The 20,146-nt window shown below is 71.0% G+C and carries 16 protein-coding genes and 1 pseudogene; 9 read left to right on the top strand and 8 right to left on the bottom strand.

Going from position 1 to position 20,146, the window contains the following annotated elements; all coding sequences use genetic code 11:
• Positions 1–6 precede the first annotated feature (6 nt).
• Positions 7–1,194, top strand: coding sequence for a hypothetical protein (locus IE274_RS11665; protein ID WP_229909468.1), 1,188 nt, complete (start codon positions 7–9; stop codon positions 1,192–1,194).
• 262 nt (positions 1,195–1,456) lie between these two features.
• Here the strand turns inward: IE274_RS11665 and IE274_RS11670 are convergent, their stop codons facing one another.
• Positions 1,457–2,326 (bottom strand): hypothetical protein, encoded by an 870-nt coding sequence (locus tag IE274_RS11670; RefSeq protein ID WP_190115592.1) that lies wholly within the window; start codon positions 2,324–2,326, stop codon positions 1,457–1,459.
• Between the two features lie 134 nt (positions 2,327–2,460).
• Between IE274_RS11670 and IE274_RS11675 the strand changes: the two genes are divergently transcribed.
• The gene (locus IE274_RS11675; protein WP_190115593.1) at positions 2,461–2,934 is read left to right on the top strand and encodes an NUDIX hydrolase; all 474 of its coding nucleotides are present in this window, start codon (positions 2,461–2,463) and stop codon (positions 2,932–2,934) included.
• 79 nt (positions 2,935–3,013) lie between these two features.
• On the opposite strand, the gene IE274_RS11680 is transcribed toward IE274_RS11675, so the two are convergent.
• Positions 3,014–3,568 (bottom strand): transposase, encoded by a 555-nt coding sequence (locus tag IE274_RS11680; RefSeq protein WP_190115594.1) that lies wholly within the window; start codon positions 3,566–3,568, stop codon positions 3,014–3,016.
• A complete protein-coding gene (locus tag IE274_RS11685) occupies positions 3,565–4,146 on the bottom strand; it encodes a helix-turn-helix domain-containing protein (RefSeq protein ID WP_190115595.1) in 582 nt (193 codons plus the stop codon). The genes IE274_RS11680 and IE274_RS11685 overlap by 4 nt, the downstream gene beginning before the upstream one ends.
• A gap of 976 nt (positions 4,147–5,122) precedes the next feature.
• Between IE274_RS11685 and IE274_RS11690 the strand changes: the two genes are divergently transcribed.
• Positions 5,123–6,055: a hypothetical protein gene (locus IE274_RS11690; RefSeq protein ID WP_190115596.1), complete on the top strand. Its 933-nt coding sequence runs from the start codon at positions 5,123–5,125 to the stop codon at positions 6,053–6,055.
• Positions 6,056–6,160: 105 nt separating this feature from the next.
• A pseudogene (locus IE274_RS39395) lies at positions 6,161–6,770 on the top strand (ISKra4 family transposase); the annotation flags it as partial.
• A 168-nt stretch (positions 6,771–6,938) separates the two neighbouring features.
• On the opposite strand, the gene IE274_RS11705 reads toward IE274_RS39395, so the two are convergent.
• A complete protein-coding gene (locus tag IE274_RS11705) occupies positions 6,939–8,123 on the bottom strand; it encodes a magnesium and cobalt transport protein CorA (RefSeq protein ID WP_233103061.1) in 1,185 nt (394 codons plus the stop codon).
• Between the two features lie 374 nt (positions 8,124–8,497).
• Here IE274_RS11705 and IE274_RS11710 point away from each other — a divergent pair, with 374 nt between their 5' ends.
• Positions 8,498–9,649 (top strand): winged helix DNA-binding domain-containing protein, encoded by a 1,152-nt coding sequence (locus tag IE274_RS11710; protein ID WP_190115600.1) that lies wholly within the window; start codon positions 8,498–8,500, stop codon positions 9,647–9,649.
• 99 nt (positions 9,650–9,748) lie between these two features.
• Here the strand turns inward: IE274_RS11710 and IE274_RS11715 are convergent, their stop codons facing one another.
• Positions 9,749–10,627, bottom strand: a complete 879-nt coding sequence (locus IE274_RS11715; protein WP_190115601.1) for a helix-turn-helix transcriptional regulator — start codon at positions 10,625–10,627, stop codon at positions 9,749–9,751.
• Positions 10,628–10,797: 170 nt separating this feature from the next.
• Between IE274_RS11715 and IE274_RS11720 the strand changes: the two genes are divergently transcribed.
• Together IE274_RS11720 and IE274_RS11725 are read left to right on the top strand one after the other, a co-directional pair.
• A complete protein-coding gene (locus tag IE274_RS11720) occupies positions 10,798–12,549 on the top strand; it encodes an AMP-binding protein (protein ID WP_190115602.1) in 1,752 nt (583 codons plus the stop codon).
• Positions 12,550–12,557: 8 nt separating this feature from the next.
• Complete coding sequence (locus IE274_RS11725; RefSeq protein ID WP_190115898.1) at positions 12,558–14,213, top strand: AMP-binding protein; 1,656 nt, start codon at positions 12,558–12,560, stop codon at positions 14,211–14,213.
• A gap of 63 nt (positions 14,214–14,276) precedes the next feature.
• Here IE274_RS11725 and IE274_RS11730 read toward each other — a convergent pair whose 3' ends face one another.
• On the bottom strand, positions 14,277–15,044 hold the full coding sequence (locus IE274_RS11730; RefSeq protein WP_190115899.1) for a hypothetical protein: 768 nt from the start codon (positions 15,042–15,044) through the stop codon (positions 14,277–14,279).
• A gap of 336 nt (positions 15,045–15,380) precedes the next feature.
• Between IE274_RS11730 and gcl the strand changes: the two genes are divergently transcribed.
• Complete coding sequence (gene gcl / locus IE274_RS11735; protein WP_190115603.1) at positions 15,381–17,159, top strand: glyoxylate carboligase; 1,779 nt, start codon at positions 15,381–15,383, stop codon at positions 17,157–17,159.
• Positions 17,160–17,204: 45 nt separating this feature from the next.
• On the opposite strand, the gene IE274_RS11740 is transcribed toward gcl, so the two are convergent.
• Positions 17,205–18,641: an MFS transporter gene (locus IE274_RS11740; protein ID WP_229909471.1), complete on the bottom strand. Its 1,437-nt coding sequence runs from the start codon at positions 18,639–18,641 to the stop codon at positions 17,205–17,207.
• A 168-nt stretch (positions 18,642–18,809) separates the two neighbouring features.
• Between IE274_RS11740 and IE274_RS11745 the strand changes: the two genes are divergently transcribed.
• Positions 18,810–19,529, top strand: a complete 720-nt coding sequence (locus IE274_RS11745; protein ID WP_190115604.1) for a TetR/AcrR family transcriptional regulator — start codon at positions 18,810–18,812, stop codon at positions 19,527–19,529.
• On the opposite strand, the gene IE274_RS11750 is transcribed toward IE274_RS11745, so the two are convergent.
• Positions 19,433–20,146: a hypothetical protein gene (locus IE274_RS11750; protein ID WP_229909472.1), complete on the bottom strand. Its 714-nt coding sequence runs from the start codon at positions 20,144–20,146 to the stop codon at positions 19,433–19,435. The two genes, IE274_RS11745 and IE274_RS11750, sit on opposite strands and share 97 nt — an antisense overlap.

A 20,146-nucleotide genomic window follows, 5' to 3' on the forward strand; every position in this document is an offset into this window, starting at 1 on the left:
TTGGTCATGGCCGTATACACGAGCTGGAATCGGGCGGATGCGTCGCCGAAACGAGCGTCGGAGCCGGATGCCGAGTTCTTCGACAGGATCGCCGGTCCGTTCTGGGACCAGGTTCGGGGTGTGATCAACGAGTGGTGGTCGCACTTCCCGGACCAGGCTCAGCCCGGCCTGCGCAGTCGGCTGCTAGACCGGAACTCCGACGTAAACGTCTCCTCAGCACTGTGGGAGCTGTACCTGCACGAGATGCTGCTCGGTTCCGGTTGTACCGTGGAGATCGAGCATCAAGTAGGCACGCGTGGCAAGAACCCCGATTTCCTGGTCACCCGTGACGGCGAGCAATTTGTCGTCGAGGCAATTTGGACGGCCCAGCGCCTGGGCGACACCGTGTCTAACCCGCTCCCACCTCAGCTAGCCGATGCCATTGATGGTGTGCTGAGCCCAAACTTTTTCGTGTCGTACAAGCTTGACAGGACCGGGTCGGCAACGCCGCCGCAGAAGCGGCTCAAGGCCGGGCTGACACGGTGGCTCGCGAGCCTGAACCCCGACCAAGTCATCGCCGAGTACGAGCGCAAGGTGCCACTGCCCAAGCACACTTGGCAGGAGGCTGGCTGGTGCCTCACGTTCGAGGCGATCCCACGAAGCCCCGGTAAGCGAGGCAATCCAACGAGCAGGACGATCGGTATCCACCCCGCGATTTGGGTCGACGACGAATCGAATCGTGTGCTCGACGCAGTCAAGAGGAAGGGCGGGAAGTACGGCGACCTAGCGCTGCCGTTCATTGTGGCGGTTGGCCATGCGGCCGTGTTCCCCGAAGACGAGGACACCGAGAGCGCGCTGTACGGGACCTCGGTCGAGTACGCCCATGCCAGCACACCGACACCGACCTTCGGCCGAATGCTCGACGGCTACTGGACTGCCACCTACGAGCATGCCCACAGCCGGGTCAGTGGCGTGCTCATTGTCGACAACCCAGCACCCTGGACCTGGACGAAGAACACACCCGTCCTCTGGCAAAGTCCCGACCCCAAGTCGCTTCCGGCCCCTGTCCTCCCTACCTGGGCAACCGCACAGTTGGGCGAGGTCCAAGTCGAACACCGGCCAGCGACCTGTCCCACCAACACTGCCCTTGGTCTGCCCAAGAACTGGCCGGTCGGCGATGCCTTCCCTCGGCGCCATCGAAGCAACCTAAGCTGACGATCTCCCGGCGGCCTCAGCAGACCCAGGGGCTGCCATCGAGGTGAGAGCAAGCCGCTTGAACGAAGTCTGTTCGCACGGAGGACAACGGCATTGGCATGTTCGCGATGGTGACCGGGTACTGCGTATCACGGGCATCCCACGAGACGCGGAGCGTCGTGAGTGTCGCGTCGGCGGTCGTGAGCCTGCTCCACAATCTGGATCAGACGCACGACCGCCTGTGCAAGGCTGAGCGGCGCGCCCGCACCTGCATGCTCGTGGGCTATTGGCGCAGTAGGCGCATAGCGAGCACGGAACCATCAGGGTGCACGGAGATGGGCCCGTTCCACCGTGAGGCCCAGGTATCGCGCGGCCAGGTGGACCGGCGCGTGTAGACCTCGCGGCGGTATTGCTCCACCCGTCCCTCCGCTAGGTGGCGGAAGAGATCCTCCGCGACTCCGGAGAACGTCTCGACGCGCTTCCGGTTCAGCCGGAACACGTGGTCCGTGCCGACGAAGTCGATGCCGAGGAACCGGTGCCGCGCGTCCTGGACACTGTCAGTGGCTGCGTGCGTCAAGCCTGTGAAGTGTCGTTGCCCTTGCCGTTTCGTGAGGTACGGGGCGGTCGCCCTTCCGTCCCCGGCGAAGGCGGTGAGACCGGCTGCGGCGGTGCGGGCGAGGGCGTGCTGAAACCACGCGTAGAGGTCCGGCTTCACGTGATAGCCGGGCACGGGCTCCACGGGCTTGTCGCTCTCTGCGGACGGCTGGATGCCGGGGTAGACGTTCTCGTCCTCCAACGTGTGATCAAGGACGCGGGCTGGGGCGTCCAGCCAACCTCCATCTCCCTTGGCCTCCAGCGCGTGCACCGTAAGCGGGCCGTCGAGGGGAAGCTCCGTGCTGAACACCAGACACGGTGTCTCATCCCATGCTCCGATGTGCACCGCCTCGGCGTGGGCGGAAGCCGAGGCGAGCTGAGCATGCGAGGTGGAGAGCCCGCTGTGGTTGCCCTTGCACGCGATCGGGAAGACGCGCGAGGGCTCGCCAGGCTTCCATATCTCGGCGAAGAACTGGGGACGGTACCGGTAGCCCGATTTCGGGCCCGAATCCCTGCTGGTCAGGGCCCACCCTGCGCGCAGCGCTGTGTCGGCGGGCACGATCGAGACGGGCAGCCCTCCTCACCTGGCTGCGAACGTAATCGACGGGACAAGTCCCAGTGACGGGCCAGCAGCAAAGCTAGCGATGCGCGGATCTTGGACGTTGGGATAACGTCCGGCAGGGAGGTACGGGGATGAGTTTCCGGCTGGCGGCGTATGCCGTGTGCATCGAGGACGGACGGGTGCTGCTCGCCTGTCACGTACCACCGAAGGGTGAGGCCAACTGGACTCTTCCGGGCGGCAGGGTCGAGCACGCGGAGGATCCGTTCGATGCGGTGATCCGGGAAGTAGCGGAGGAGACCGGCTGCGACGCGGTGGTCGAACGCCTGCTGGGCGTGGACTCACGGATCATCCCCGCAGCCGAACGCACCATCCCCGGCGGACCAGAACATCAGAATGTCGGCATCTTCTACCAGGTCCGCATCACCGGCGGCCAACTCCGGCCTGAGCCGAACGGCGAAATCACCGAGTCGGCCTGGACTGCGATCCCCGACGTCGCTGGCCTGCGCCGGTCATCGCTTGTCGACATCGGCCTCGCCCTGGCGCAGACCTTTCCGGCAACCGGCCACGTCACGCCCATCCCGGTCGGCGGCCTGATCCAGCACTGAGGCAGTCACTAACGTCTACACCTGCTTGACCATGGTCTGACTCACATGATCGGCCGGACAAGCTCTAGTGCTTCGTTCCTCAAAGGCGGTACTCAAAGCGGCGGCGGAGGATGCGTGTCGGCGGGGTGGGACGTCCCCAGATCCAGGGTTTGGCGCGGGCGTTGAGCTGGGCGGTGGCCGCGGTGGTGACCTCGGCGATGTCGTCGGGGCCGCAGAAGGAGCGGTCGGCCAGGGCCGCCTTGCGGAACAGGCGCCACCAGCCCTCCTGCAGGTTGAGCCAGCAGGCGCCGACCGGGATGAAGACGTGCTGGATGCGGGGGTGATCCTCCAGCCACTCGCGGGTGGACTTGCTGTTGTGGCTGGAGAGGTTGTCGGTCACGATCCAGATCGTCCCGGACGGGTTGGCGTCCTCGATCTTCAGCAGAAAATGCTGGTAGTTGACGCTATTGCGGGAAGCGGCCGTCGTGGTGACCTCGATGCCATCACGGACCCGCAGCCCGCCGTAGACCCAGGTCTTCTCCGGGCCGCGGCTGTAGTCGAGCTCGTTCTTGATGCGGTGTCCGTCGGGCGACCAGCCGGGTGCGGGCGGGAAGGCTCGCGGGATGACCGGTCCGAGCTCGTCCGCACAGATCACCGTAGCGTCCAGCGGCGGGTCGGTGTAGAGCCCGACGATCCGGGTCCTTTTGGGGAGAACTCCGGATCCCGGCTGGTGGTCCAGGTGCGGGTGCGGCGCCAGCGCACGCCCTCCGCGAGGAGAATCCGCCGTACCTGGGACCGGCCGACCCGGATACCCTCGGCCCGGGCGGTCGCGGCGAGCGCGTCCAGGGTCCACTCCTCCGGGCCCTTCACGTCGGCCGCCCACAGCTCATTGGACGGCTGGATCTCGAGTCTGCCGGGCGGGGGCAGTTTTACCAGGGCGATGATCCGGGAGCGTTCGTCCTCGGTGAGCCGGCGCTTGCGCCCGCAGCCTGGCCGGTCGCCGAGCCCGTCCAGGCCCTGGTCGTTGAACCGGTGCAGCCACTTGCGGACCGTCTTGTGGTGACAGCCCAGTTGGAGGGCGATCACCGGAACCCGCAGGCCGTCCCAGCTCAACGTAATGATCCTCGCCCGCAGAATCCAGTCACCCGGCGCATGCCTCGCGCCAGCCAACTTGCGGACCCTGTCCTCCTCCGCCACGTCCGAAGCCGGACGGGCCGACAACAACTCCGGCACAGCAACTCGCCCCCGAGCAGACCGAATCTGTACCCCGCACCCCTACGCTTGCCCCGCCAAAGAGGAACGAAGCACTAGTGCCCTCGGCGCCGAGTAGCGCTTGGACGGGCCCGGCGGAGTTCCGGCCGTCGCGGGCCAAGGCGTTAGCGGTCATGCGCCCTGCGGCAGACGGCCCGCGAGTGATCTTCGGCGTGAAGATCACAAAATGCCTCATTTGCCGTGCAGACTTTGATCTCTTGCGACGGGAGTATGCGGACCAAGACGGTGGGTCGGTGACCCCAGGTGCTTCGCGTGCTATGGGGTCAACGGGAAGGGGTGCGTGGTGACATGGGCCACCTTGGCTTTGGGGATCCTCGCGCTCTTGGGTCTCTTGGGGCTTCTGCTGTCCCAAGTTCGTGTCGTGTTGACGAACCTGATCGCTGTCGTGCGCGCATGGCACGAGTTGCGGGCGGTGCTGCGCGAGCGAGCATCGGGGATGAGCCAGGAAGCCGATCCGCCGAGCGGACCAGGTCCTTGATCTGGGCTGCTGCAACATGCGGTGCCTGATCTCCCGCACAGTGGCGCGGCCCTTCCTGTCCACATCCTGATCGGTCAATACCGTCGGTGACGGTTCGGCACAGCCGGGGAGGGCCGGGGTGAGCCACGCAGGAAACGGCGAAGGGTGTAGCTCTCTTCCGGGGACGGCCCCGATGGTTTGAGCTGGGAGATCGTGGTTGTGGGTGATGGCGGCGTGGTCGGGTCTCTACCGGGTGGGTGGAGGAGGCGACGCTGATGGGGTCATTGATCGGGGAGTTGGAGGCGCGGGAGGCGACGGCCCGGGTGCGGTCGCCGCCGTCGTCGACGAGTGACGGAACCGCCGGGGCCGCACCGTGCCGGGGGTCGAGCGGGGCGGGCCGCCCACCGACTAGCATCGCCGAGTTCGTGCCACCCACCGGCCCGGGCATCGCGGCACGGCGTACAGGGGAGCTGACACGGCATGAGAACGAAGAGCGCAGCGGCGTGGGCGGTAGCGGTGCTGATGCTCGGCGCAGCCGTCAGCGGCTGCGCCGAGCAATCGGACAAGGGACCGTCCGGCAGCAGCGCGAAGCACACGAAGTCCCACCGCGAACCCGAGGACAAGCCTGATTCACGGGTCGTCAAGGACGACGACGACCACACCGTCCTCGAACTGTCCGACGGCCGACAGGTGTCCCTCCGCTTCACTCGCCGCGGCCTGGAGGCACAGCATCGCCACGCCTCTGACGACGCCTGGTCCGCCCGGAAGACGGTCTATGAGACCGGCACCAAACCGTGCCACGGCATCAGGGCAAAGGCGTACCGGGACACCGTGTGGCTCGCGGCCGGCTTCGGCGCGTACTGCAGGGACGGCGAAGAACCGCAAGAGGTGATCGCGGCCGTCGCCACCGGAGACCTCTCCTCCTGGACCACCGACCCGACCAAAAACACTATCGCCTGGCCGAAGGCCCGCATCCGCGACGGTGGCGCCCGAGTGGACTTCGTCGATCCCAGCATGCTGGAAACCACCACGCTGACCTGGCGCAAAGGCTCCGGATTCGCCGAGGTGGCCACGAAGTACAAGCCCATCCACCCCTGGTTCGTGGGCCGGTGGCGAGCCACGGACGGCAGCCAGCGGCTGACCCTCCACCAGGTCGAGCCGGGCAGACGCGCACGCGTGGTCATCGAGTCCCGCACCGGCCCGCGATGCAAGGGCAGCGCCACTGTCTCCGGCATCGACCAGCACGACCTGTCCATGAGCAACTTCAAGCTCGATCAGGGCACCAGGACCGTCAACTGCCCGCCGGAGGAGACCAAGTACTCCTTCGACGTGAAGTCCTCGGACGGCCCGCTGCGCCTACGCAAGATCGGCAACCACCCGAAGACCGTCCTTACCTATGAGCGGGCGGGCTGACGTACGACTGCGCATGAGGGGCGGCGGCGTGGTCGGGTCTCTACCGTGTGGGTGGAGGAGGAGACGCTGATGGGGTCGTTGATCGGGGAGTTGGAGGCGCGGGAGGCGGCGGCCCAGGCCCGCGACCGCGACCACGTGCGGACCTGGGTCGTCCTGGTCGACGGCGCCCGCCACCAACTCGCCCCGATCCGCGCCGAAGCCGACCGGCGCGGGATCACCGTGTAGGTCCTGCTCGACATCGTGCACGTCAGCGAGTACGTCTGGGCTGCCGCGCACAGCTTCCACCGGCCCGGCACCCCGGCAGCCGAAGCCTGGGTCGCCGGGCATCTGACCACGATCCTCCACGGCCGGGCCAGCCGCGGAGATCACCGCGCAGGCGGAGCGGGCCGGCCTGCGCGGAGCGAAACGCGAAGCCGCAGCCACCTGCGTCCGCTACCTGGCCGGCCACCTTGACCAACTCTGCTACGAGACCGCGTTGGCCGAGGGCTGGCCGATCGCCACCGGCCCGATCGAGGGCGCATGCAGGCATCTCATCGGCGACCGTCTGGAGATCACCGGGGCAAGGTGGGGGCTGAGCGGCGCCGAGGCCGTCCTCAAACTCCGGGCGGTGAAGGACAACGGTGACCTCGACGCCTACTTCGCCTTCCATCTCGCCCGCGAGCACGAACGGCTCTATTCCACCTCTGACCAGCACGACTACGACCTCACGGTCTGAACCGCAGGCGTCTCCCGGGGAGAGCTACACCCAACGGCGAATGACGTGCGGCGGGTGATGGCCCGCTCCCCAGCGCCGCGCATTCTCCCCAGATTCTCCCCAGGGGGCCGGGAGAGCCCTTCTGAACCCTTCGCGTACGCGAAGTCGAGCAAGCCTACTGGCTCCCCGCTACAGCCAGTCCCGCCGCTTGAAGATGAAGTACAGGCTCACGCAGACCACCGCCATCAGTCCGATCGCGAACGGATACCCGAACGCCCAGTGCAACTCCGGCATCTCGTCGAAGTTCATCCCGTAGATCGTTCCCACCAGCGTGGGTGCAAACAGAATGGCGGCCCACGACGAGATCTTCTTGATCTCCTCGTTCTGTTCGAAGCCTGCTTCCGCCAGGGCCCGCATCTCCGCGTTCTGCTGCTGGGTGACCAGGGTGGCGTTGACGGTGAGGATGTCGGTGAGGGCCTGGCGGAAGCCGTCGACGCGTTCGCTGGTGTGGGTGACGTGGTCGGCGACGTCGCGCAGGTAGCGCTGGAGTTCCTCGTCCGTGCCGTACTTCGCGAAGCCCGCCATCAGGGCGTGCAGCATGCTCACCAGGGGGCGCGTCGCCCGCTGGAACTCGACCACCTCGCGGGAGAGTTCGTAGATGCGGCGGGAGACGGACGGGTCGCCGCCGAACACCTCCGTCTCGATCTCGTCGATGTCGTTCTGGACGCCGGACACGACGGGGGCGTAGCCGTCCACGACCGCGTCCAGGATCGCGTACAGGACCGCCTCCGGGCCGAGGCGCAGCAGCTCCGGCGTCTTCTCCATGCGGCGGCGTACAGCCGACAGATCGGGGGCCGCGCCGTGCCGGACCGTGATGACGAAGTCCGCGCCGACGAACACATGCAGTTCGCCGAAGTCGACCTCCTCGGGGGCGTCCAGGTAGCGGGCCGCCCGCAGGACGACGAACAGCGTCTCGCCGTACCGCTCCAGCTTCGGGCGCTGGTGCGCCTCCATCGCGTCCTCGACCGCCAGCTCGTGCAGGTCGAACTCGGCCGCCAGGGACAGGAGTTCCTGCTCTGTCGGGCGGGCCAGACCGATCCACGCCATGCCGTCGGGCTGCGCCCGCAGCTCGCGGAAGGTGTCCGCCAGGGAGTCGGGGGAGGAGACGCGTACGCCGTCCCGGTACAGCGCCGCCTCCACGACGCTCGGCGCGGACGGCGCCGTGGGCGCGGGGGTCCGGTCCGGGTGGTGGCCCGACCCGTCGGCGGGCGGCGTGCCTTGTGCGGACTGCGCCGACTGGGAGGATGCCCGTCGCCACGCGTGCTTGCGCGCCTGCTGCGGGCGGTGTGGTCGTCGCTCCGGAGTCACCGGCAGCCCTTCCCGTGGTCGTCCGACTTCGGCCCGGCACGCGTGGCCCCCGCCCCGGACATGCCCGGAGCAGGATATATGCGGCAGATGTCGCGGGCGCGACAGAGCCGTGCGGGCGACAGTCGTGGGCGCGGCAGCTTTGGGCGCGGCAGCCGTGGGGGAGGGGAGGGAGCTGGTAGCGGGTGGCGGTGGTCCACAGGGCGCGCGACGGTCGGTGGCAGTGGCAGTGGCAGTGGCAGTGGCAGTGGCAGCGGCAGCGGCGGGTGGTGGCGGTAGCGGATGGCAGCGGGCGGGGCGGGCGCCCTCACGGCGTCACCGCCGCCGACCCGCACGCCCCTTGCGGACCGTATCTGTCCGCAACCACCGCTAGCGTGCGGAGCATGACGAAGACCCCGGGCACCCCCGCGACCCCCCGCGCCGCCGGCGCCCCCGTCCTCACCCGCCAGGCCCTCAACCGCGCCACCCTCGCCCGGCAGCTCCTCCTCAGCCGGACGCCGATGGCCGTCGACGCCGCCCTCACGCACCTCGTCGGGCTGCAGGCGCAGAACGTGAAGCCGCCGTACTACGCGCTCGCCGCGCGCCTCGCGGAGTTCGACCCGATGGAGCTGTCGGGGCTGATGGAGAAGCGGGCCGCCGTCCGGGCCGTCACCATGCGGTCCACCGTGCACACCCTCACCGCCGACGACGTGCTCACGCTGCGGCCGCTCACGCAGGCCGCCATCGACCGTGAGCTGCGGATGTTCCGGGGTGGACTCGTCGGCGTGGACCTGGACCGGCTCACCGCGCTCGCGCGAGCGTACGTCGAGGACGAGCCCCGTACCCTCGCCCAGATCCGCGCCGAGCTGCTGCGGCACTGGCCGGACGCCGACCCGCAGTCCCTCGGCATCGCCGCCCGCGCCCGGCTGCCCCTCATCCAGGTCACCCCGCGCGGGCTCTGGCGCCGCAGCGGCCAGGTCGCCCTCACCACCGCCGAGCACTGGCTCGGCCGCCCCCTCGTCGAGGAGCCCGCCCCCGACGACACCGTCCTGCGCTACCTCGCCGCCTTCGGGCCCGCCTCCGTCAAGGACATGCAGGCCTGGGCCGGGCTCACCCGGCTGCGCGCGGCCTTCGAGCGGCTGCGTCCCCGGCTCCGCACGTTCCGCGACGAGCGCGGCGTCGAGCTGTTCGACCTGCCCGACGCGCCCCGCCCCGACGCCGACACCCCGGCCCCGCCCCGCTTCCTGCCCGAGTTCGACAACCTGCTGCTGTCCCACGCCGACCGCACCCGCGTCGTCGCGCTCGACCACAAGAGCCGCACCTGGACGGGCAACCAGGCCCACTGCACCTTTCTGGTGGACGGGTTCCTCGCCGGGATCTGGCGCCTGGACGAGTCCAAGGACGGGGCCGTGCGGCTCACCGTCGAGCCGTTCGGGAAGCTCACCAAGGCCCAGCGGAGCGAGGTCGCGGCGGAGGCGGAGCGGACGGCACGGCTGGTCGCCGCCGACGCGGCTTCGTACGACATCGGGTTCGGGGTAGTAGCGGCCGAGAGGTGAGCGGGGGCGGGTGCGGGGCTCAGTCCGCGCGGCCCGAACGCGCGGCTCTGCCCCCCGCCGCCACGGCAGCCCTTCGCCGCCATGGCGGCCCCCGCGTACCTACGGCAACACCCCCGCCCGCCGCGCCGCCACCACCGCCTCCCACCGCGTGTGCGCCCCGAGCTTCCGCATCGCCGACCGCAGGTAGCCCTTCACCGTCTCCGGGCGCAGGCCGAGGCGGTCGGCGGCGACCGCGTTGGTGACGCCCCCGGCCACGCAGGCCAGCACGTCCAGTTCGCGCGGGGCGAGCCGGACGCCGGGGCCGGGCTCGGGGCCGGTGGAGTCGGCCGCCGCGTCCGTCAGCGTCCCGCACACCGCGAGGAGTTCCTCCCGCAGCACGGGATCACCGATGCGTGCGGCCAGCGCGCGCAGCGCCCCGTGCGCCTCCCGTACGCGCTCCCACGCCGCGTCCCCGGCGTCGTACCTTCGCGGGGCCGTCTCCGCGACCGCCTCCCGGGCCGCCGCCAGCATCGCGGCGGCCTCGTCCCGTACGGCGAGGGCCTGTTCCAGGTCCCGGGCCGCCGCCACGGCCTCGGTGAGGGCCCGGTCGCCGAGGGGCTGAGCGGTGCGCAGGGCGCCGTACAACAGGCCGCGCACCCGGCGGCGTACCACCAGCGGCACCGCGAGCACCGCCCGCAGGCCCTCCGACGCGACGGCGGTGTCGTACTCGTGGCTGATCTGCCGCGACGCGCCGTAGTCCGAGACGGCGCACGGCCGGGCGAGCGCGACCGCCTTGCCGCCGAGGCCGTTGCCCATGTGGATCGCGAGGCCGTTCAGGGAGCGCGTGGCGGTGCCGCTCAGCTCCGCGATCCGTACCCGCGCGGTGCCGTCCGCGCCGGTCACGAGGCCGCCGAAGGCGACCGGCAGACCCGTCCCACGCCGTAGCCGCAGCAGCGCGGCCCGTACCTCCGTCGCCTCGCCGCCGTCCGCAGCACTCACGCGCCCGCTCCCTCAGCTTTCGGCCCCGTGCCCCTGATGTCCACCGCGATGTCCGCTGTCCTCGCGGGACGCCACCCCCTTTCGGGGGTAGTGAGACCTGCATCACGAATTACACGATGGTACGGACGGGCGGCGGTATCGGGAATGCGATCGGAATGCGAGGGGTGCGGATGACGGCGACCGGAGCGGGTGGCGGCACGGCGGAGTTCCGTGCGGCGCGGGACTTCCTGCTGCGCCACCGGGCGGACTACCGGGCCGCTTACGAGGGCTTCGCCTGGCCGCGGCCCGCGCACTTCAACTGGGCCCTGGACTGGTTCGACGCCATCGCCGACGGCAACGACCGCACGGCGCTGCACATCGTCGAGGAGGACGGGGAGGAGACCCGCCTGTCCTTCGCGGAGCTCGCGCGGCGCTCCGCACGGGCCGCGAACTGGCTGCGCGGGCTCGGCGTCGGCGCCGGTGACCGCATCGTCGTGATGCTGGGCAACCAGGCCGAGCTGTGGGAGGTCGCCCTCGCCGCGATGAAACTGCGGGCCGTGGTGATCCCGGCGACGCCGCTCCTCGGCGCCGCCGACCTGCGCGACCGCATCGAGCGCGGCCGGGCCCGGCACGTGGTGGTGCGGGGCGAGGACATCGCGAAGTTCGCGGACGTGCCGGGGGAGTACACCCGGATCGTCGTCGGCGCAGGGGACGCTCAGGGAGCCGGAGCCGGAGCCGGAGCCGGAGCCGGAGCCGGAGCCGCGTCCGCCGAGGGCGCCGACGGCTGGATCTCCTACGACGGCGTCGACACCGCCCCCGCCGACTTCACCCCCGACGGCCCCACCCGCGCCGACGACCCGCTGATGCTGTACTTCACCTCCGGCACGACCGCCCGGCCCAAGCTCGTCGAGCACACCCATGTGTCGTACCCCGTGGGCCACTTGGCGACGATGTACTGGATCGGGCTGCGGCCCGGCGACGTGCATCTGAACATCTCCTCGCCCGGCTGGGCGAAGCACGCCTGGTCGAACCTGTTCGCGCCGTGGAACGCGGAGGCGACCGTCTTCATCCACAACTACACGCGCTTCGACGCGGGCCGGTTGATGCGGGAGATGGACCGCGCCGGGGTCACCAGCTTCTGCGCGCCGCCCACCGTGTGGCGGATGCTGATCCAGGCCGACCTCACCCAGCTCCGGACGCCGCCGCGCGAGGTCGTCGCGGCCGGGGAGCCGCTGAACCCCGAGGTCATCGAGCAGGTGCGGCGCGACTGGGGCGTGACCATCCGGGACGGCTTCGGGCAGACCGAGACGGCCGTGCAGGTCGCCAACACCCCCGGCCAGGAGCTGCGGCCCGGGTCGATGGGGCGGCCCACGCCCGGCTTCGTCGTCGCGCTGCTCGACCCGGTCACCGGGGCGCCGGGCGCCGAGGAGGGCGAGATCGCGCTCGACCTGTCGGCGCATCCGGTCGGCCTGATGACGGGCTACCACGGCGACCCGGAGCGTACCGCCGAGGCCATGGCGGACGGCTACTACCGCACCGGCGACATCGGCGCGCGGAGCGCCGACGGGTACCTCACCTACGTCGGCCGGAGCGACGACGTCTTCAAGGCGTCCGACTACAAGATCTCGCCGTTCGAGCTGGAGAGCGCGCTCCTGGAGCACGAGGCGGTGGCCGAGGCGGCGGTCGTGCCCGCCCCGGATCCGGTACGTCTGGCCGTGCCCAAGGCGTACGTGGTGCTCGCCGAGGGGTATCAACCGGGCCCGGACACCGCGAAGTTGCTGTTCGAGCACTCCCGGGCGGTGCTCGCCCCGTACAAGCGCGTGCGGCGCCTTGAGTTCGGCGTGCTGCCCAAGACCGTGTCCGGCAAGATCCGCCGCATCGAGCTGCGGGAGGCCACGGCCGAGGGCTCCGGCGCCGAGTACCGCGAGGAGGACTTCCGGTGAGCACGACGGTGAGTTCCACGGGTGCGGGCGGTGCGGGCGGTGCCGGTGGCCCGGACGGTGGCGCGGGGCTTTCGTACGCGCACGGCACCAGCCGGACCCCCCTCCTCGGCGACACCATCGGGCAGAACCTCGCCCGTGCCGTCGCGGCCTGGCCCGACCGTGACGCGCTCGTCGACATCGCGGCCGGTGCCCGCTGGACGTACGCCGAATTCGGCGCCGCCGTCGAGGAGTTGGCGCTCGGTCTGATCGGCTCCGGGGTCGGCAGGGGGGACCGGGTCGGCATCTGGGCGGTGAGCTGCGCCGAGTGGGTGCTCGTGCAGTACGCCACCGCGCGGGTCGGCGCGATCCTGGTGACCGTCAATCCGGCGTACCGCGCGCACGAACTCGCGTACGTCCTCAAGCAGTCGGGCGTCTCACTGCTCGTCGCCACCCGGGAGCACAAGGCCAGCGACTACCGGGCGATGGTCGAGGAGGTCCGCGGCGAGTGTCCGGACCTGCGGGCCGCGCACTACATCGCCGACCCGTCGTGGGGTGCGCTCCTGGCCGCCGCCCGGTCCGTCGACCCGGCCGAACTCGCCGCCCGTGAAGCTGAGTTGAGCTGCGACGACCCGATCAACATCCAGTACACATCCGGCACCACCGGCTTCCCGAAGGGGGCCACGCTCTCCCACCACAACATCCTCAACAACGGGTACTGGGTGGGGCGCACCATCGGCTACGGCGAGCAGGACCGGGTGTGCCTGCCCGTGCCCTTCTACCACTGCTTCGGCATGGTGATGGGCAACCTCGGCGCCACCTCGCACGGCGCCTGCGTCGTGATCCCGGCGCCGTCGTTCGACCCCGTGGCGACCCTGCACGCGGTCGAGCGCGAGCGCTGCACCTCGCTGTACGGCGTGCCGACGATGTTCATCGCCGAGCTCAACCTCGCCGACTTCGCCACCTACGACCTGTCGTCGCTGCGCACCGGGATCATGGCCGGTTCGCCGTGCCCCGTCGAGGTCATGAAGCGGGTCGTCGCCGAGATGCACATGGCGGAGGTCTCCATCTGCTACGGCATGACCGAGACCTCGCCCGTCTCCCTCCAGACCCGCATGGACGACGACCTGGAGCGCCGCACCGGCACGGTGGGGCGGGTGCTGCCGCACATCGAGGTGAAGATCGTCGACCCGGTGAGCGGGGTGACGCTGCCGCGCGGCGAGTCCGGCGAGCTGTGCACGCGCGGGTACAGCGTCATGCTCGGCTACTGGGAGGAGCCGGAGCGGACCGCCGAGGTCATCGACTCCGGGCGCTGGATGCACACGGGTGACCTCGCGGTGATGCGCGATGACGGGTACGTACAGATCGTCGGCCGCATCAAGGACATGATCATCCGTGGTGGCGAGAACATCTACCCGCGCGAGATCGAGGAGTTCCTGTACGCCCACCCGAAGATCGCGGACGTGCAGGTCGTCGGAGTGCCGGACGAGCGGTACGGCGAGGCCCCGCTGGCCTGCGTCATCCTGCGCGACCCCGAGGACACGCTGACGCTGGAGGAACTGCGGGGGTTCTGCGCGGGCAGGCTCGCCCACTACAAGGTCCCGGTGGGGCTGCGGATCCTGGAGAGCTTCCCGATGACGGTGTCGGGGAAGGTGCGGAAGGTGGAGCTGCGGGAGCGGTTCGGCTGAGTCCGCCGCCGGGCGCATGGCCGCCACGTCCGTCTGCGGCGCGGCGCGCCCCGGTCCGGGGCGTCAGGCGCCCGTCGCCGCCAGTTCGTCCGCCGCGCCGTTCAGCGGCTCCGGGGTGCCCGACAGGTCGATGCGGAACAGGGCCACGTCCAGCTCGTCGGCGCGGTCGCGGGCCGCGGGCGTGAAGTCGCACAGGGCGAAGCACACGCACGTCGCCGAGTGCGCCATGGCGGTCAGCCAGGCGCACTCGACATCCCGCAGCGACGTCTCCCGGACTGCGGGCTCGACCTGCGCGAGCACGCCGAGCGCCGCGAGCCGCGTCCCCGACGGCGGGCGCTCCTCGTCGGGTCCGGCCTCGCGCACGTCCTCGTAGCCGAGCCAGCGCAGATAGAGGGCCGCCGTGGTCACCGCGTCCCGGGCGCTGCGGACGGCCAAGGGGCGGAAGGCGGGCCGGGGGGTGGGCGCGGTCCGCGGCAGGGGAATGTGGGACGGCGTGAGGGAGGGGTGGCCGCCCGCTTCTTCGGGCCGGGCGGGGTCGCTGCCGCCGTGCGCCGGGGGTTCGCTCACCTCGTCCGACGCCACCACTATCCGCAGCACGGTCCCGCACGCGCACCCCAGCTCCGGCCGCGGCCAGTCCGCCGTGCGTCCGCAGGCCGCGCAGCGCACCGTCACCCACGCGTCCGCCCCGGTCCGGTGCGTGAGCGGGACGGCGGCGCCGTGCCGGACGGGGGGTGCGACGGGCTCGCCGCAGACGCAGGGGAACGCCGGGGGAGCGTAGGCCTGTTCGCGGCGGCACACCGGGCACCGCACCAGTACGTCGTCCGTCGCCATCGCCCGCACCGCCGCCCGTCGCCGCCCGCCCGTTGCCGAAGCTCCCCATCGTACGGAGCTCATCGTCGTACGGAAGGTGACCGCGCCGATACGCCATTTTGAGCTGGACGCGCGCCCCCGCCTGCCCGCACCCGCCCCCGCGTGCCCCGGCATCCCTTGACGGCCCCCGCGCACCCCCTTACATTGCTTCCATATAGCAGAACATAATTTCCGCAATGTGGAAGAAGTCGAAAGGCGGACCACGGCGCGGAAGCAGGACCGGAAGGCACGGCTCACCGCGGGGCGCGACGGGGGCCGTGGCTTCGTCAGCCGAAGCAGGAGAACTCAATGGCTCGTATGACCGCTGCCCGCGCGGCAGTTGAGATCCTCAAGCGCGAGGGCGTCACCAACGCGTTCGGTGTGCCGGGGGCCGCGATCAACCCCTTCTACAAGGCGCTCCAGGAAGGCGGCGGCATCGATCACACGCTCGCCCGCCACGTCGAGGGCGCCTCGCACATGGCCGAGGGGTACACGCGCACCCACCCGGGCAACATCGGTGTCTGCATCGGCACGTCGGGCCCGGCGGGCACCGACATGATCACCGGCCTCTACTCCGCCATCGGTGACTCGATCCCGATCCTGTGCATCACGGGCCAGGCGCCCACGAGCGTGATCCACAAGGAGGACTTCCAGGCCGTCGACATCGCCTCGATCGCCAAGCCGGTGACGAAGATGGCCGTCACGGTCCTGGAGGCCGCGCAGGTCCCCGGCGTCTTCCAGCAGGCATTCCACCTGATGCGCTCCGGCCGTCCCGGGCCGGTCCTCATCGACCTGCCCATCGACGTCCAGCTCACCGAGATCGAGTTCGACCCGGAGACGTACCAGCCGCTGCCGGTCTACAAGCCGACCGCGAGCCGTGCCCAGATCGCCAAGGCCATCGGCATGCTCGTGAACTCCGAGCGGCCGCTGATCGTCGCGGGCGGCGGCATCATCAACGCCGACGCCTCCGAACTCCTGGTGGAGTTCGCGGAGCTGACGGGCACTCCGGTCATCCCGACCCTGATGGGCTGGGGCACCATCCCCGACGACCACGAGCTGAACGCGGGCATGGTCGGCCTGCAGACCTCGCACCGCTACGGCAACGCGACGTTCCTGGAGTCGGACTTCGTCCTCGGCATCGGCAACCGCTGGGCCAACCGCCACACCGGCTACAAGCTGGACGTGTACCGCGAGGGCCGCACGTTCGTGCACGTCGACATCGAGCCGACCCAGATCGGCAAGATCTTCGCGCCGGACTACGGCATCGCCTCCGACGCCAAGGCGGCCCTGGAGCTGTTCGTCGAGGTCGCCACGGAGCTGAAGGCCGCGGGCGAACTGCCCGACCGGAGCGCCTGGATCGCCCGGGGCCAGGAGCACAAGTCCACGCTGCTGCGCCGTACGCACTTCGACGACATCCCGATGAAGCCGCAGCGCGTGTACGAGGAGATGAACAAGGCCTTCGGCCCGGAGACCCGGTACGTCACCACCATCGGCCTCTCCCAGATCGCCGGCGCCCAGATGCTGCACGTCTACAAGCCGCGGCACTGGATCAACTGCGGCCAGGCGGGCCCGCTCGGCTGGACCATCCCGGCCGCCCTCGGTGTCGCCACGGCCGACCCGGACGCCCAGGTCGTCGCCCTCTCCGGCGACTACGACTTCCAGTTCATGATCGAGGAACTGGCCGTCGGCGCCCAGCACCGCATCCCCTACGTCCACGTCCTCGTGAACAACTCCTACCTGGGCCTGATCCGCCAGGCCCAGATCGGCCTGGACATCAACTTCCAGGTCAACCTGGAGTTCGAGAACCTGAACTCGCCGGAGCTCGGCGTCTACGGCGTCGACCACGTCAAGGTCGCCGAGGGCCTCGGCTGCAAGGCCATCCGCGTCACCGACCCGGCCGACCTCGGCGCCGCCTTCGAGGAGGCCAAGAAGCTGGCGCAGGAGTACCGGGTGCCGGTCGTCGTCGAGGCGATCCTGGAGCGGATCACCAACATCTCCATGAGCCGCACGGCGGACATCAGCGATGTCACCGAGTTCGAGGAGATCGCCACGGAGCCGTGGCACGCGCCGAGTGCCATCAAGACGCTCAAGGCGTAGTACGTCGCGGCGCACCGGTTGCCTGGTCGGAGGTGCACCGGTCGCTCAAGAGGAGGCCCCCGCACCGGAGTTCGGCTCCGGGGCGGGGGCCTTCGCGCGTGCGCCGCCGTCCGCCGGAGCCTTCGCGCGTGCGCCGCCGTCCGCCGGAGCCTTCGCGCGTGCGCCGCCGTCCGTCGGGGTCTCTTCGCGTGCGCCGCCGTCCGTCGGCGTCTCCTCGCGCACGTCGCCGTCTGCCGGGGCGGAGCCGAGCCGCGCCCGCCGCAGCGACGGGAACGCCACCGCCACCGCCACCGTGGCCCCGACGCAGACGAGGCCGCCGATCGTCACCGCCGCGCCCGCGCCGGTCAGTTCGGCCAGGAAGCCGACCGCCGTGTTGCCGAGCGCGGGCGACACCGTCGCCTGTGCCATCCACAACCCGCTGACACGGCCACGCAGTTCGTCCGGTGTGCCGTGCTGGAGCAGCGCCGAGCGCAGCGTCTCGGAGATCAGGTCGCCGAAGCCCGCGAGGGCCAGGAGCACCAGGGCGAGCGGCAGCCAGGAGCCGGCGCCGAAGCCGGTGAGGGCGGCGCCCCACAGCAGCACCGCGCCGATCAGCGCGTGCCCGCCCGCACGGGCCGTCCACCCGCTGGTCGCCGCGCCCACCAGGGCCCCGCACGCGGGCGCCGCGTAGAGCAGGCCGACGACGGCCGCGCCACCCCCGAATCGCTCGTCGGCCAGGGCCGGGTACAGCGCCTGCGGCATCGTGAAGACCATCGCCGCCGCGTCGACCAGGAGCAGCCCGAGGACGAGCCGGTGCCGCCGTACGAACCGCAACCCGTCCGCGAGCGAGCCGAACGCCCGCCGCACCCCCTTGCCGGACGCGCCGCCGCCCGCGGGCACCGGCAGCGGCCGGACGAAGAGCAGCGCCGCCGTGAACACCAGGAAGCCCGCCGCGTCGACGGCGTAGCAGGCGGCGAGGCCGGGGCCCGCGATGAGCGCGCCGCCCGCCGCGGGGCCGATGAGCGCGGCGAGTTGGGTGGAGCCGGAGAGCAGCGCGCCCGCGGCGGCGAGGCGGCCGGTGCCCGCGAGGGCCGGGACCGCGGCCAGCATGGCGGGACCGCCGAGGCCCGCCAGCAGGCCCGTCGTGGCGGTGGCCGCGTAGATCAGCCACAACTGGGGCTCCGGGGCAAGGGCGTTGGCGGCGAGCGCGCCGGCGGCGAGGGTGAGCGGAAGGCGCGTGACGATCATCAGGGTGCGGCGGTCCATCCGGTCGGCGAGCACGCCCCCGACGAGGACGCCCGCGACCATGGGCAGCGCGCGGGCGAGGCTGACGAGCCCGATGTGCAGGGACGAGCCGGTGAGGTCGTACACCTGCACCGCCACCGCGACCCCGGTCATCAGGGTGCCGATGAGGGCGCCGAGGAAACCCGCGTACAGCAGCCGGAAATCGCGGCTTTCGCGCAGCGGGCCGAGGTCCATGGCGAGCCCGGAGAGACGGCGCATCGACGGCTCCAAGCGAGGTGAGGCAATCCTTACCCGGGCCACCCTGGCGCTCGGACTCCTTAAAGTCAACATGTGTGAAGTTCAAGCGGGAGCGGCCTCGGAGGGAGCGGGCGCCGGGCCCAGGGGAGCGGAGCCGCCATCGAGGGGAGCGGGCGCTAGCCTCAGGGGATGAGCGGCACCACACGGCAACGGCCCACCCACCGGAAGGGCCGGGCGACCCTGACCCGGCAGGGCGTCGGCGAGGCGGCTCTCGCGTTCCTGGGGCGGCACGGCCCCGCCGCCCTCACGATGCGTTCCCTCGCGGCCGAACTGGGCGTCTCCCCACGCGCCTTGTACAACTACGTCGACGACCGCCGCGACCTGATCACGGTCGCCGCCGAGGTGTTCCAGGCGGCCTGGCGGCCACCGGCCCTGGACCCGGCCCCGGAAGCCTGGCGGGCCGGCCTGCGGGCCTTCTGCGCCGACCTGCGCGCCCACTACCGCCGCCACCCCGGCATGACCACCCTGGCCCTGAGCGAGAACATCACCCTGGCCACGCACCCGGTGATGCTCCGCAACGTGGACGCCCTGATCGGCTTCTTCGAGGCGGTCGGCCTCGGCCTCGCGGACGCCTACCGCGCCTGTATGGAGACGATCCGCCTGGTCGTGGGCTTCGTGGAGTTCGAGGACGTCCCGCGGGACCGCCCGCCCGCCGGTCTCGACCCGGCCGACCTGGCGGCCCACCCGCCGCCGTGGCTGCGTACTGCCGACGCCGACGGCCTGCCGCGGCTGGCGCGGCTCGCGGAGCTGGCTCAGGACGACGCCGACACGCGGTTCGGGTTCTCCGTGGACGTGTTCACGGCAGGGATCGCGGCCCGTGCGGCGGCGGGGCCGCGGCGTACGAAGTAGTGGACCGTCAGGGCCAGGACCAGCGGGCCCCACAGGCCGACCGGCAGGACGCAGGCCCGGAACAGGAACTCCCAGAAGCCGCTGTCGTACTCCCCGAACGAGACGCCGAGGCCGAGGGCGCCCAGCGTGAAGGGCCCGAACAGGGCCGTCGCGCCGAGGCCGCCGAGCGTCGCGGGCACCACCGCCACCCAGCGGTTCAGGCGCCGCCCGCCGAGCAGCGGGATCCAGCCCGGCGCCACCTCGCCCCAGCCCCGCACGAGCCCGAAGCCCAGCAGGGCGAGCGCCTCGGTGAGCAGACTCAGCGCGAAGATGTACGGCACCGAGATCCACAGGCTGCCGATCGACCCGGTGCCGGTACCCATGTCGAACCCGAAGGCGAAGGGGAGCCGCCACACGCACTGGGCGAGCAGGACGAGGGGGATGAGGTGCGCGACGCGCTCGGCCCAGCGGGGGACGGGGCGCTCGGTGCCGGTGCCGGTGCTGGTGCTGGCGTGGTGGCCTGCGCCTGTACGTGTGCCGGGGTTCGCGCCGGTGTCCGTGCCCCCGGCCATGCCCCACCCCGTGTCCGCGTCCGTGCCGGTGCGGATGTCGTCCTCGTGAACTGCTGTCGTCGTCAT

The sequence above is a fragment of the Streptomyces flavofungini genome (genome assembly GCF_014650815.1).
GTDB lineage: Bacteria > Actinomycetota > Actinomycetes > Streptomycetales > Streptomycetaceae > Streptomyces > Streptomyces flavofungini.